This window comes from Enterococcus sp. DIV0682 (assembly GCF_051712685.1).
GTDB lineage: Bacteria > Bacillota > Bacilli > Lactobacillales > Enterococcaceae > Enterococcus > Enterococcus faecalis.
Map to the genome: position 1 here is coordinate 1398850 of NZ_JBIOPK010000001.1, position 13968 is coordinate 1412817.

The following is a 13968-nucleotide window of genomic DNA, read 5'->3' on the forward strand; positions in this document are numbered from 1 at the left end:
GTGACAATTTTGGAAAAACGCCAAGAAGTTCAAGAATTAACCCTTGAAGAAGTAATGGGCGATCGTTTTGGAAGATATTCCAAATACATCATTCAAGAACGGGCCCTACCAGATATTCGAGATGGGCTAAAACCAGTACAACGCCGCATTCTCTTTTCAATGAATAAAGACGGCAATACCTTTGATAAAGGCTTTCGTAAATCAGCAAAATCTGTCGGAAACATTATGGGGAATTATCATCCCCATGGCGACAGTAGTATTTATGAAGCGATGGTCCGTCTAAGTCAAGACTGGAAATTACGGGAAGTACTAATTGAAATGCATGGAAACAACGGAAGTATGGATGGCGACCCACCAGCGGCGATGCGTTATACAGAAGCTCGTTTATCACAGTTAAGTGGTGAGTTGTTAAAAGATATCGACAAAAATACCGTCGATTTCGTCTGGAATTTTGACGATACAGAAAAAGAACCCACTGTTTTACCAGCCAAATATCCTAATTTATTGGTAAATGGCTCAACGGGGATTTCAGCAGGCTATGCAACAGAAATTCCTACGCATAATTTAGCGGAAATTATTGATGGAACCGTGTATTTAATTGATCATCCTAATGCAAGTTTAGAGAAATTAATGGAATACATTCCAGGACCAGATTTCCCAACAGGTGGGATCCTACAAGGAAAAGCAGAAATTAAAAAAGCCTACGAAACCGGCCGTGGTAAAGTAATTTTACGTGCGAAGACAAAGATTGAGCCCTTAAAAGGCGGCAAACAACAAATTGTCATTTCTGAAATTCCTTATGAAGTCAACAAAGCAACGCTAGTGAAGAAGATGGATGAAATCCGTTTAAATAAAAAAGTAGACGGCATTGCCGAAGTTCGTGACGAAAGTGACAGAACTGGCTTGCAAATTGTTGTTGAACTAAAAAAAGATGTCAATGCAGAAGGTATTTTAAATTATCTATTTAAAAACACTGAATTGCAAATCAATTACAACTTTAACATGGTAGCCATCGACAACATGACCCCGCAACAAGTGGGCCTAAAACGGATTTTAGAAAGTTACATTACGCACCGCAAATCAGTTATCATTAACCGTTGTCAATTTGAGTTGGACAAAGCTCGCAAACGTGAGCACATTGTTGCTGGTTTAATTAAAGCATTGTCTATCTTAGATAAAGTGATTGCAACAATCCGTGGCAGTAAAGATAAAAAAGATGCGAAGAAGAACTTAGTATCCGACTATGCGTTTACTGAAGAACAAGCTGAAGCAATCGTTACTTTACAGCTATATCGTTTAACCAATACGGATATTACTGATTTACAAGAAGAAGCGAAAACTTTAGAACAACAAATTGCTGAGTTATTGAACATTTTAAACAATGAAAAAGAACTATTCTCAGTCATGAAAAAAGAACTTCGCGAAGTTAAAAAGCAATATGGTAATCCACGCTTAACTCAAATTGAAGAGGAAATCCAAGAAATCAAGATTGAAACAGCCGTGTTAGTTGCGCAGGAAGACGTGGTCGTAACCGTGACGCACGAAGGCTATATCAAGCGGAGTAGTATTCGTTCTTATACAGCATCAAAACCAGAAGAAATCGGCATGAAAGAAGGCGACTTTTTACTATATGCTGGCGAAGTCAATACATTAGATCATCTTTTACTAGTAACAAATAAAGGAAATATGATCTATCGCCCCGTCCATGAGTTGCCAGATTTACGCTGGAAAGAAATTGGCGAACATATTTCTCAAACCATTTTAAATCTTGCTATCGATGAATCGATTATTGCTGTATATCCTTATAAAGAGTTAAGTCCGACAAAAACCTTTGTTTTCATTACAAAAGCTGGCATGATTAAACAAACCAAAATGGCTGATTTTGAGCCTTGGCGCACTTATAAGAGCCGCCCGACATCTTGTATGAAATTAAAATCAGACCAAGATGAAATTACCAATGTTTATTTAACAAATGATCAAGACTTATTGGATGTTTTCCTCGTTAGCAATCGCGGTTTTGGCTTACGTTATCCATTATATGAAGTACCAGTCGTGGGTAGTAAAGCGGCTGGAGTTAAATCAATGAACCTCAAAGAAGACGATTATGTCGTTAATGGTTTACTGGTTCATTCTGAAGGGGATACACCGATTGTCATCGTTACCCAACGTGGCGGTGTTAAACGTATGTTAGCCCAAGAATTAACACAATTAGGACGAGCAAAACGTGGACTAATGGTCTTGCGGGAATTGAAGAAAAATCCACATCGTGTTGTCTTTATGTCTGAAAGTACCGATTTAGATTTATTAGTTACTACGCAAAAAGGCACACAAGAAGTTATTCAGTCGAAAAACTATCCAATCAGTGAACGAACATCCAACGGTTCCTTTGTCATCGATGAACTAAAAGATGGCCAAGTAATGGAAGTCCACGAGATGCATTCTGCAGTGATTGAAGAAGAACAAACAAACTAAACTGTGTTATAAATATCTCGACAGCAGCCATCTGTATTAATACAGATGGCTGCTGTTTTTAATACAGAAGTACATTTTTCACAAGTGATAACAACTATAAATCGTTCTTATTTTCACAAGTATAAATGTTTATATATCAGCGTTTATAATCTTTGCTCCCCATTTATTTATTAAGAAAGTGCAATAAATAATAAAAAAACGCTTGCATCTAAAAGGTTATGTGTTATACTAATCACATAAAGCTGTTACATACAATCAAGTAGCAGTTAACTAAGGAGGCAAACACTTCATGAAACAATGGGAAGGCTTTAAAGGCGACAAATGGAGAACAAGCGTTGACACTCGTGATTTTATTCAAAACAACTACACAGAGTACAAAGGCGACGACAGTTTCTTAGAACCAATCGCTCCGAGCACTGACAAATTATGGACAAAACTACAAGAGTTATTTGAAATCCAACATGAAAAAAATGGCGTTTATGACATGGATAGCGATATCCCAGCAACTATTACGTCACATGAACCTGGTTACTTAATCAAAGAAGAAGAAAAAATTGTCGGTTTACAAACAGATGTACCATTAAAACAAGCATTTATGCCATTCGGTGGTATTAAAATGGCGAACAATGCCTTAGTTTCAAATGGTTATGAAACTGACGAAGAAATGACAAAAATCTTCACAGAATACAGAAAAACACATAACCAAGGTGTTTTTGATGCCTACACAGCTGAAATGCGTTTAGCACGTAAAAACAAAATCATTACTGGTCTTCCAGATGCTTATGGCCGTGGCCGTATTATCGGTGACTATCGTCGTATCGCATTATACGGTATCGACTACTTAATGGAACAAAAGAAAAAAGATCATGATAACACTGGTAACAAAGAAATGACAGACGATGTTATTCGCTTACGTGAAGAAATTTCTGAACAATACCGTGCGTTAAATGACTTAAAACAAATGGCTGCTTCTTATGGTTTCGATATTTCTCGTCCTGCTGCAAATGCGCAAGAAGCAATCCAATGGTTATACTTTGGTTACCTAGGTGCCATTAAATCTCAAAATGGTGCGGCAATGTCAATTGGTCGTATCTCAGCATTCTTAGATATCTATATCCAACGTGACTTAGAAGCAGGTTTAATCACTGAATTTGAAGCACAAGAAATGATTGACCATTTAATCATGAAATTACGTATGGTTAAATTTGCACGGACACCAGAATACAACCAATTATTCTCTGGTTATCCAATTTGGGCAACATTATCTATTGCTGGTATGGGTATTGACGGTCGTTCATTAGTTACTAAAAATGACTTCCGTATCTTACACACCTTAACAAACATGGGACCATCTCCAGAACCGAACTTAACTGTATTGTATTCTTCTCACTTACCAGAAGGCTTCAGAACATATGCAGCTAAAATCGCGAAGGAAAGCTCATCTATCCAATTTGAAAACGATGACTTATTACGTGAAAACTGGGGCTCTGACGACTGCGCAATCGCATGTTGTGTTTCTGCAACAGTTATGGGTAAAGATATGCAATTCTTCGGCGCTCGTGCGAACTTAGCGAAAGCTGTTCTTTATGCAATTAACGGCGGGGTCGATGAAAAAACTAAAATGCAAGTAGCACCAAAATATCGTCCAATGACTGGTGACAAATTAGATTACCACGAATTCATGGAACGCTATAAAGACATCTTAGACTGGTTAGCTGAATTGTACGTTAACACATTAAACATTATTCATTACATGCATGATAAATATGCATATGAAGCACCACAATTAGCTTTAATGGATACTGATTTACAACGGACATTCGCAACTGGTATTGCCGGAATCTCTCATGCGACTGATAGTATCATGGCAATTAAACACGGTGAAGTAGAAGTAATCCGTGACGAAGATGGTATGGCAATTGATTATGTACCAACAAAAGAATTCCCAACATACGGAAACGATAACGAAGAAGCCGATGCAATGGCTAACTGGATTTTAGATTACTTTATGACACAAATTAAACGTCAACACACATACCGTAACTCTAAACCAACGACTTCATTATTAACAATCACTTCAAACGTTGTTTATGGTAAAGCAACAGGGAACACGCCTGACGGACGTCGTGCCGGCAAACCTCTTGCACCAGGTGCGAACCCAAGTTATCAAGACGGTAAATTCTTAGGTGAGAAAAATGGCTTGTTAGCTTCATTAAACTCAACAGCTCGTTTAGAATATACAATCGCTTTAGATGGTATTTCTAATACACAAACCATCAACCCTAATGGTTTAGGTAAAGACGACGATACAAGAATTAACAACTTACGTAACGTATTAGATGGCTACTTCGATAAAGGTGGTTACCACTTAAACGTAAACGTATTTACAAACGAATTATTATTAGATGCACAAGCACATCCAGAAAAATATCCAAACTTAACTATCCGTGTATCTGGATATGCCGTGAAATTCCGTGACTTAACTCCTGAACAACAAGCAGACGTTATTTCAAGAACTTCACACGACAGACTATAAAAAACATTTACATTATTTAACTGAAAGGGTGACATTCAACGTGTCATCCTTTTCGTTTGAAAGAAGAGGGATCATTATGACAACACCAGTTACAGGTAGAATTCATTCAACAGAAAATTTTGGTACCGTTGATGGCCCAGGTGTCCGTTTTATCGTATTTACACAAGGGTGTCGCATGAGATGTCAATTCTGTCATAATCCAGATACTTGGAAAATTGGTTCCGGTGGTCGTGTGGTGACGACTGACGAAGTATTAGAGGAAGCATTACGTTTTCGCTCTTATTGGGGCGAAAAGGGTGGTATCACTGTCAGTGGTGGTGAGCCGCTATTGCAAATGGACTTTTTAATCGATTTATTTAAAAAAGCCAAAGCACAAGGCATTCATACCACCTTAGATACGTGTGGCAAACCTTTTACTCGGGAAGAACCCTTCATTAGTCAATTTGATGAATTGATGAAGTATACAGATTTACTCTTATTTGACATCAAACATATTGATAACGAGCAGCATAAACTGTTAACAACGCAATCAAATGATAATATTTTAGAGATGGCTACCTATTTATCTGAAATTGACAAACCTGTTTGGATTCGCCACGTATTGGTGCCTCAACGTAGTGATTACGACGAATATTTAATCCGTCTGGATGCCTTCATAAAAACATTAAACAATGTAGATAAAGTTGAAGTGCTTCCTTACCATACGATGGGCAAGTACAAATGGGAAGAACTAGGTATTCCTTATCCATTAGAAGGAATTGAGCCTCCTAAAAATGATCGTGTTGAAAATGCGAAAAAACTACTACATGTCGAGGACTATCAAGGTTATCTAGCACGTTAACAAACGAAAAAATAGAAAAGAAGACAATTTTTTGTTGTTTCTTTTCTATTTTTTGTTATCATTAAGAGTGAATCAAAACCAAGGAGTGTGTATTATGTCAAAAATTTTAGTTTTTGGACACCAAAATCCTGATACAGATGCTATCGGAGCAGCAATTAGTTTTGCTTACTTACAAAAAGAATTAGGAAAAGAGACAGAAGCTGTCGCTTTAGGAACACCAAGTGAAGAAACTCAATATGCCTTAGATTACTTCAATATTGAAGCACCACGTGTTGTCACTGAAGCAGCTAGCGAAACAAACCAAGTCATGTTAGTGGATCATAACGAATTCCAACAAAGCATTTCAGATATCGCTGAAGTAAACATTTTAGCAGTAGTGGATCATCACCGGATTGCCAACTTCGAAACAGCAGATCCATTGTATTATCGTGCAGAACCAGTAGGGTGTACCAGTACAATCATCTATAAAATGTTTAAAGAAAATAACGTGACAATTCCAGCTCAAATTGCTGGTATGATGGTCTCAGCGATTATTTCTGATACATTATTATTTAAATCACCAACTTGCACACAAGAAGACATCGATGCAGCGCACGCCCTAGCTGATATTGCTGAAATCAATTTAGAAGGCTATGGTCTTGACTTATTAAAAGCAGGAACAAATTTAAGCGATAAATCAGCTGAAGTTCTTTTAGATTTAGATGCTAAGAGCTTCCCAATGAACGGCAAAACAGTTCGCGTTGCCCAAGTAAATACCGTCGACTTAGCAGAAGTTTTAGATCGTCAAGCTGAATTAGAAGCAGCTATGGCCGCAGAAAATGCAGCCAATAATTATGACTTGTTTGTCTTAATTATTACGAATATCCTAGACAGTGATTCTGAATTATTAGCGATTGGTGCGGAACAAGCCAAAATTGAAGCAGCATTCAATGTAACATTAGTTAACAATCGTGCGTTCTTACCAGGCGTTGTTTCTCGTAAAAAACAAGTAGTACCACAATTAACAGAAGTCTTTAACTAAAACCGTAAGCGCCTAAGCAACGCGATAAATTCCTTGTTGCTTAGGCGCTTCAATAGTAAAGGGGCGTTAACATGAATGATTTAGCAATTTACTATCATTCTCCGCAACAAACGAAACAATACAATCATTTGCTCAACCAATCACTTTTTTTCCCTCTTGTTACTTTTATGTATGAACATCGGGAAGAAAGAATCATTTTAAGACAATTAAAAGCGGCCTTTGCAACAGAAGGCAAGTTAGAACAATTTTTATCAGAAATGATTGATTGTCAGTTAATCATTCGGGAAAATCGTCAATATCGTTTGAATTTTCCTATTTATACGGCAGCTGAAGTTGCGAGTTTGACCTTGGCTGAAGACGAACTTCCTAAGTTTAAAGGAACTGTAACAGAGCAATTATTTTGGCTAGCTGAATCTTTTTGGCCACAAGTGTTTCCAGAAGAGGAAGACTATTTTTTTGGCGTGAGCGGTGGCCCCTCATTTTATCAAAAACAAAGATTGGCCTCGGCACAACTATCTATAATTACGCTTGAAAAAGAAAAGACAGAGGTTCCAACAATGCCTCGTTATTTTGATTACTTGGGCAAAGAGCAATCCTTGCCAGAAGCCTTCAGCGCTTTATATGACTTGCTAGGGGACGTAAATCCTGAATACTATCTTTCGCAAGCGAGAAGAGTCATTAAACAAGCTCTGCGAGGCCGAAAAGTCAGTACTGTGCCTAATATTTTTCAAGAAAGTTTGCACCTGACCCAAGTGATTGCGATTGACCAGGACCACTTAAAACTCCTTTTACCAGTAGCAACGGAACAAGCCGAGCCTTTAGAAGCACAGTCGGATATTCTAGCATTTTATTATGAAAAAATTGCTAACCGATCGGCCATCGAACGCTTAGTTTTTATGCAACAATTGATTGAGCAACTAGGTACGAACTCTCTAAGTTATCTTAGAATAAATTAAAGTTACGATAATATTATTATGTAAACTAAAAATCAATAACAAGAAATGACGCCGCTTCTTAGTGAGAAATGGCGTCATTTCTTTTGCGAACTTTTTTCGTCCAAAAACCACCAGAAATGAACTTAGGCTCATAGGAAATGATAAATGCTCTCGGCTCTAATTGATTGATTAATTTGTACAATGTACGTTCGTTTTTTCTTGGGGAAAGGATTTCTAAAACCATTCGTTCTCCTTCGCGTCCGTAGGCGACACTTTGCGTAACACCATAGCCGTGTTCACGAAGTGTTTCTGGTAAATGAAATTGTTCAGTAGTAGAAGGGAGGATAACCGATACCATAATATAACCCAAGGCCAAATAGTCTTCGATTTTAATTCCTACACTAATGCCAACAGCGTAACCAAGCGCATAAACAAGTAAATTTAAAGGATTGTCTAACCGATTCAGAACCATACTTAGCCCTAAGACATAAATTGTTATTTCAGCCATACTAACCAGCGGTGCAATAACCCGATAACCTTTCATCGTTAACATAAAACGAATAGTATTTAAGGTAATATACGCAAAATTAATGATAAAAATCATAGCTAACATTTTCAAATCAACGACCATAAAATAAGTACCTCTTTTCAAAATCTTTACATCTAGCCCTCATTATAGTACAGAAAAACTGAGAATCAAAGGCGAAACACTTATAGAAATGAATTCTTTTTTGAATACTCGCTCATATTATTCGCCTAATTTAACTGTTATTTGATATAATCTTAGTATGAAGTAAGAAGGAGGTAAGCGATGAAAATTTTTGTTTGGATTTTGTTATTTTTATTAGTAATTAACGTTATTGCTGCCTTAATTACTGTTTTTAGAAAACCTCGTAGTATTTCCAGCGTTTTGGCATGGATGATGACGTTGATTTTCTTGCCTGGTATCGGATTTATTATTTACTTATTCTGTGGGCGGGGTATCGATGGACAAGAAGTTTTTAAATTGTCTGATGATGAAAAACAAATGGTTCAACGAATTAAAGAAAAAGTGGACATCGATAACAAAAAAGCAGGGCGCGATAAACGTTATGATTTACTTTATGATGCGAAAGTTTTAAATCGTTATTTCCGGAATATGGACGCATCACCGTTGGCCAAAAGAAATAGTTTACAATTATTCACAGATGGCCAAGAAAAATTCCAAGCATTATTTGAAGATATTCGTGCAGCGAAAGAAACCGTTCATGTGGAATATTATGCGTTTTTTAATGACACGATTGGCAATCAATTTTTAGATGTATTAATCGAAAAGTTGCATGAAGGCGTGGAAGTTTACTTAATTTACGATCCTTGGGGTTCACCCGGCGCAAATAAAAAGTTTTTTGCTCGTTACGTTGACGCTGGAGGAAAAGTAGCTCCCTTTATTACTTCTCGCGATATGATCCGTAAAACACGTCTAAATTATCACTTGCATCGGAAAATTGTTGTCATCGATGGGAAAATTGGCTGGACCGGCGGGTTCAATGTTGGGGATCAATATTTGAATGTCACCGAAAAATTTGGTTACTGGCGAGATACCCATATTCGTTTGGTCGGGACGGCCGTATTTTCATTGCAAGAGATATTTATCATGGATTGGAATGCTTCAGTCAAATATCCTGAAGAACGTATGACGTATCATGAAAAATATTTTAAATTACCAGAAGATCATGAAGTGGAGCATTTGTCCTTACAAGTTGTTTCAGATGGTCCTGATTCAGAAGAAGAAATTTTGAAAAGCGGGTTTGTTCGGATGATTTTTTCTGCAGAAAAGAGTGTCTGGATTCAAACACCGTATTTAATCCCTGACGATAGTATGATTAATGCGTTGTTAGTGGCGGTTCGTTCAGGTGTCGACGTGCGAATTATGATTCCTTGTATGCCTGACCATCCCTTTATTTACCGCGCAACACAATATTACGCGAATTACTTACACAAACGCGGCATTAAAATTTATATTTATGATAGTGGGTTTATTCATGCAAAAACAATGGTGATTGATGATGAATTAGCTATGGTTGGCACAACAAACCAAGATATTCGCAGTTATTCATTGAATTTTGAGGTGAGTACGTTTATTTACAATCCCGACATTGCGTGGATATTAGCGCAAATCTTTGAAGAAGATATAGAAAAAAGTGTCTTACTAACCGACGAGATAATTAAAAAACAAGGGTACTGGCTACGCTTCAAGCAAAACTTTTCACGCTTGTTGTCACCAGTCTTGTAATCAAATAAATCAGCAGTGAATGTAGTAAACTACTATTTTCACTGCTGATTTTAGCAACAAAACACTGAGTTGGTCTACTTAATTCATTGATAATCCCTCTAAATAATGGTAAATTAAAAATAAATTCAATCAGCTATTCTATCGTGAGAAACATAGTTATTACGTAGATCAGATCAAAGGGACATTCACGACGAGCAAATATTGAGTGTGTTTGCTGAAACGTGCATGTGTGATTTGGTCTTTTTTATTGAGCTGTTATTTTATAGATAAGGAGTGGTCACCATGGACTACCAAGCAATAGCAAAAGAAATTTTGAAAGACGTAGGTGGCAAAGACAATATCGTGGATGTCACACATTGTTATACACGATTGCGTTTCGTATTGAAAGATACGAAACAAGCGAACAAAGAAGCCTTACTACAAACAGAAGGTGTCATTTCTGTTGTTGAAAGTGGCGGGCAGTATCAAGTGGTTTTAGGCAATAAAGTTGCGCATGTCTATAATGCTCTAGAACCTTTGTTGGCTCAGCAACTTACGACCAAAACATCCACAAAAGAAAAAAATTCATTAGGTAATCGAATTTTAAATACTGTTGCCGCGATTTTCACACCTGTCGTACCAGCAATTGCCGCTTCAGGCATGTTAAAAGGAATTCTAGCCATTGCTGTGATGGTCGCAAACAATTTTTACCAGGTCGATTTAAAACCTTTGAATACGTATATTATTTTAAGCGCCGCTTCCGATGCACTTTTTTATTTTATGCCAGTTATTTTAGGTTATTCAGCTGCTAAGGTTTTCAAAACAAACGAATATATCGCTATGGTAATTGGTGCCACCTTATGTTATCCGACCATCGTTTCATTAATGACTGAAGAATCAGCGGTTACCTTGTTTGGATTACATGTGACCAAAGCCAATTATGTTTCCACGGTAATTCCTATTATTCTTGCAATTTTTATGTTAGCTTATGTGCAACGCTTTTTGGAAAAAGTGATTACAGAAGTTCTAAAAATTATTATGGTTCCTACGCTATCATTACTTTTAATGATTCCAGCCACTTTATTATTATTTGGACCGATAGGGATTTATTTAGGTGACGGCGTAAATTGGTTGTATTATTATATAATGAATTTGAGTCCCATCTTGTTAGGCGGTTTTATCGGTGGAATTTGGTGTGTCTTAGTCATTTTTGGGGCTCACCGCGGACTTGTACCAATTGGGATTAATGATGTCGCTCGAACAGGGCGGCAAAATTTGCTAGCGTTTGCTGGTGCAGCGAACTTTTCTCAAGCGGGCGCCGCATTTGGCGTGTTTGTCCGCACAAAAAATAAAGACTTGAAAGCTGTTGCTGCCTCTGCAACAGTGACTGCATTATTTGGTATCACAGAACCAGCCATTTATGGTGCAAACTTGCGGCTAAAAAAACCGATGATTTATGCGGTGGCTAGCGGAGCAGCAGGCGGGGCCTTAATGGGCTGGGGCGGTTCCTACGGGACAGCCTTCGCTAACCAAGGACTCTTGACCATCCCAGTTTACGCAGAAGCAGGAACCAAAGCCTTTATTTGTTATTTATTAGGTTGTGGCATTGCTTTTTTTGGTGCATTTCTATTAACGATTTTTCTAGGCTTTAATGATTTACCGCTTGACGAGTCACGTCAAGAACCCAGCTTAAAGACAGAGACAGAGGCAGTCAAAGAAAAGCAACGGATTCAAGCACCTGTTCAAGGACAACTCGTATCTTTAGACCAAATCAACGATGAAGTCTTTGCTTCTCAACAAATGGGAAAAACGCTAGCTATTTATCCGACAGAGGAACAAATTGTTTCACCAGGAAATGGGCAAGTGACGGCTTTATATCCAACTCATCATGCAATTGGCTTAAAGTTAGACAATGGTGCTGAAATCCTCCTTCACATTGGAATCAATACAGTCGAATTAAAAGGGCGGGGATTTGAAACGTTCGTAAAAGTAGGAGAAAGAGTCAGGCTAGGACAAAAGCTGCTTTCTTTTGATAAACAAATCATCCAAGCTGCTGGTTATGATCCAACCGTCTTAGTCATCGTAACAAATACTGCGGAAATGGCTGTAATTGAGACAACCAAACAAACAGAGATTACACCACAAACAAATTTATTTTTCATGCAAGTAAAGGAGCAAAACTAATGGTTAAACAATTTAAGAACGATTTTTTATGGGGCGCTTCTTCATCCGCTTTTCAAATTGAGGGCGCTTGGAATGAGGACGGCAAAGGCCTAACAGTTGCTGATTACAATTCTTTTAAAAAGTCAGCTGTACAAGCAGATACGAAAGTCGCCAGCGATTTTTACCATCATTTCAAAGAGGACATTGCGTTAATGAAAGAATTAGGCTTAAAAACCTATCGTTTTTCTCTTTCATGGGCACGAATCATTCCAACAGGTGATGGCGAAATCAATCAAGCCGGCATCGATTTTTATAATGCCGTCATTGATACACTTTTAGAAAACGATATTTTGCCGTTTGTCACACTTTATCATTTTGATTTACCTTTTGCATTGGTGGAAAAATACAATGGTTGGGCGGATCGTCGCTGCGTTTCCGCATTTCAACGCTATGCGCAAGTTTGTTATCAAGCGTTTGGTGATCGAGTCAAAAATTGGCAAGTTACAAACGAACAAAACTTAATGATTCGTGTTGATGAACGAATGAATATGTACGATGTTGCACCAGAAAATGCTGAAAAAATTCGTGCACAAATGGATTACCATATGTTTGTTGCCCATGCGTTAGCGACGAATGATTGTCACCAATTGGTCGCTGGGGGAAAAGTCGGTCCCTCTGTTTCCTCAACGATGACTTATCCTAGTTCTAATAAGCCTGAAGATGTTTGGGCGGCTCGTATGAATGATAACTTTAAAACGAATTACGCTCTAGAAATGTATTGTTTTGGCGAATACCCAGGTTACTATCAAGAGTATTTGACCAAATGCGGCATTTATCCCGAAACACAGCCAGAAGATCAAGCAATTTTGAAAGCCGCTAAACCAGATTTTATCGCTCTTAATTATTATCGGACGTTAGTCGCTAGCTATTTACCGACAGATGAGCAACACCCATTGGGTACGAAAGAAAAGGACATTGATTTTGATCTATACGGTTATTTTAAAATCGAAAAAAATCAACATTTAAAAACCTCTAAGTATGGTGCCCAAATTGATCCAACTGGTCTACGTTTAGTTTTAAATGATTATTATCGTCAATACCGTTTACCGTTAATCATTACAGAAAACGGCTTAGGCACACCAGATCACCTAACAGAGGACGGAAAAATTCATGATGATTATCGAATTGCGTATTTGCATGATCATATTGCTGCTTGTCATGCGGCTATTTCTGACGGTGTTGAGTTGTTTGGTTATTGCCCTTGGTCGGTCATGGATATTTTAAGTTCCCATCAAGGATTCAAAAAACGCTACGGTTTTATTTACGTTAATCGTGAAGACCATGAGTTAAAAGATTTACGACGTATTAAAAAAGATAGTTTTTATTGGTACCAATCAGTGATTAAAAATAATGGGTTACCAGAAGAATAGTGCCCCAAAAGGATCATCCATTGCATAAGTGGGTGATCCTTTTGTTTTCAAGTTCTCTCATTCCGTGTTAGACTTAAGTTAACAAACCCATTAAAGGTGGTGAGAGAGATGAATAATTACGATTTATGGAAATGGGCTGCCGGGAAACGAACCGAAAAAGATAAAAATGAAACCTATAGCGCCAAAAATTGGTGGTATGTTTTACTAATGCTCGGTGTATTTGTAGGGATCATGTTGTTGTATTATTTAATCTCTGTGCTTTGGAATTAAGGGAAATGGGCAAATGAGGAATTAAGAATAAAAAAAGACACCTTTTCAG

The 13968-nt window shown here is 37.7% G+C and carries 10 protein-coding genes; 9 read left to right on the forward strand and 1 reads right to left on the reverse strand.

The window, feature by feature from the left end; all coding sequences use genetic code 11:
• The first annotated feature begins 9 nt into the window (after positions 1 to 9).
• The 5 genes from parC to IGK96_RS06750 all read left to right on the forward strand — a co-directional run bounded on the left by parC (position 10) and on the right by IGK96_RS06750 (position 7826).
• The gene (parC, locus tag IGK96_RS06730; protein WP_010713383.1) at positions 10 to 2472 is read left to right on the forward strand and encodes a DNA topoisomerase IV subunit A; all 2463 of its coding nucleotides are present in this window, start codon (positions 10 to 12) and stop codon (positions 2470 to 2472) included.
• A 289-nt stretch (positions 2473 to 2761) separates the two neighbouring features.
• Positions 2762 to 5008 carry a formate C-acetyltransferase gene (gene pflB / locus IGK96_RS06735; RefSeq protein ID WP_002357529.1) on the forward strand — a complete coding sequence of 749 codons (2247 nt, stop codon included), beginning with the start codon at positions 2762 to 2764 and terminating at the stop codon, positions 5006 to 5008.
• Between the two features lie 76 nt (positions 5009 to 5084).
• Complete coding sequence (pflA, locus tag IGK96_RS06740; protein ID WP_002357530.1) at positions 5085 to 5849, forward strand: pyruvate formate-lyase-activating protein; 765 nt, start codon at positions 5085 to 5087, stop codon at positions 5847 to 5849.
• Between the two features lie 94 nt (positions 5850 to 5943).
• A complete protein-coding gene (locus IGK96_RS06745; protein ID WP_002360265.1) occupies positions 5944 to 6870 on the forward strand; it encodes a manganese-dependent inorganic pyrophosphatase in 927 nt (308 codons plus the stop codon).
• A gap of 71 nt (positions 6871 to 6941) precedes the next feature.
• Positions 6942 to 7826: a DUF1803 domain-containing protein gene (locus IGK96_RS06750; RefSeq protein WP_085443334.1), complete on the forward strand. Its 885-nt coding sequence runs from the start codon at positions 6942 to 6944 to the stop codon at positions 7824 to 7826.
• Between the two features lie 58 nt (positions 7827 to 7884).
• Here IGK96_RS06750 and IGK96_RS06755 read toward each other — a convergent pair whose 3' ends face one another.
• On the reverse strand, positions 7885 to 8436 hold the full coding sequence (locus tag IGK96_RS06755; protein WP_002361848.1) for a DUF2179 domain-containing protein: 552 nt from the start codon (positions 8434 to 8436) through the stop codon (positions 7885 to 7887).
• Between the two features lie 180 nt (positions 8437 to 8616).
• On the opposite strand from IGK96_RS06755, the gene cls reads away from it, so the two are divergent.
• The 4 genes from cls to IGK96_RS06775 all read left to right on the forward strand — a co-directional run bounded on the left by cls (position 8617) and on the right by IGK96_RS06775 (position 13919).
• Complete coding sequence (cls, locus tag IGK96_RS06760) at positions 8617 to 10077, forward strand: cardiolipin synthase (RefSeq protein ID WP_010707571.1); 1461 nt, start codon at positions 8617 to 8619, stop codon at positions 10075 to 10077.
• A 282-nt stretch (positions 10078 to 10359) separates the two neighbouring features.
• Entirely contained in the window at positions 10360 to 12240 is a 1881-nt protein-coding gene (locus IGK96_RS06765; protein WP_085443335.1) for a beta-glucoside-specific PTS transporter subunit IIABC, read from the forward strand.
• On the forward strand, positions 12240 to 13649 hold the full coding sequence (locus tag IGK96_RS06770; protein WP_016616355.1) for a glycoside hydrolase family 1 protein: 1410 nt from the start codon (positions 12240 to 12242) through the stop codon (positions 13647 to 13649). Before IGK96_RS06765 ends, IGK96_RS06770 begins: the two co-directional genes overlap by 1 nt.
• Before the next feature lie 108 nt (positions 13650 to 13757).
• Positions 13758 to 13919, forward strand: a complete 162-nt coding sequence (locus IGK96_RS06775) for a hypothetical protein (RefSeq protein ID WP_002361843.1) — start codon at positions 13758 to 13760, stop codon at positions 13917 to 13919.
• The last annotated feature ends 49 nt before the right edge of the window (positions 13920 to 13968 follow it).

Bases quoted from the DNA above. Each gene is read 5' to 3' on its own strand.
- cls (WP_010707571.1), top strand. From the start codon at position 8,617: ATGAAAATTTTTGTTTGGATTTTGTTATTTTTATTAGTAATTAACGTT.
- pflA (WP_002357530.1), top strand. From the start codon at position 5,085: ATGACAACACCAGTTACAGGTAGAATTCATTCAACAGAAAATTTTGGT.
- IGK96_RS06770 (WP_016616355.1), top strand. From the start codon at position 12,240: ATGGTTAAACAATTTAAGAACGATTTTTTATGGGGCGCTTCTTCATCC.
- IGK96_RS06745 (WP_002360265.1), top strand. From the start codon at position 5,944: ATGTCAAAAATTTTAGTTTTTGGACACCAAAATCCTGATACAGATGCT.
- IGK96_RS06750 (WP_085443334.1), top strand. From the start codon at position 6,942: ATGAATGATTTAGCAATTTACTATCATTCTCCGCAACAAACGAAACAA.
- IGK96_RS06755 (WP_002361848.1), bottom strand. From the start codon at position 8,436: ATGGTCGTTGATTTGAAAATGTTAGCTATGATTTTTATCATTAATTTT.
- IGK96_RS06775 (WP_002361843.1), top strand. From the start codon at position 13,758: ATGAATAATTACGATTTATGGAAATGGGCTGCCGGGAAACGAACCGAA.
- IGK96_RS06765 (WP_085443335.1), top strand. From the start codon at position 10,360: ATGGACTACCAAGCAATAGCAAAAGAAATTTTGAAAGACGTAGGTGGC.
- pflB (WP_002357529.1), top strand. From the start codon at position 2,762: ATGAAACAATGGGAAGGCTTTAAAGGCGACAAATGGAGAACAAGCGTT.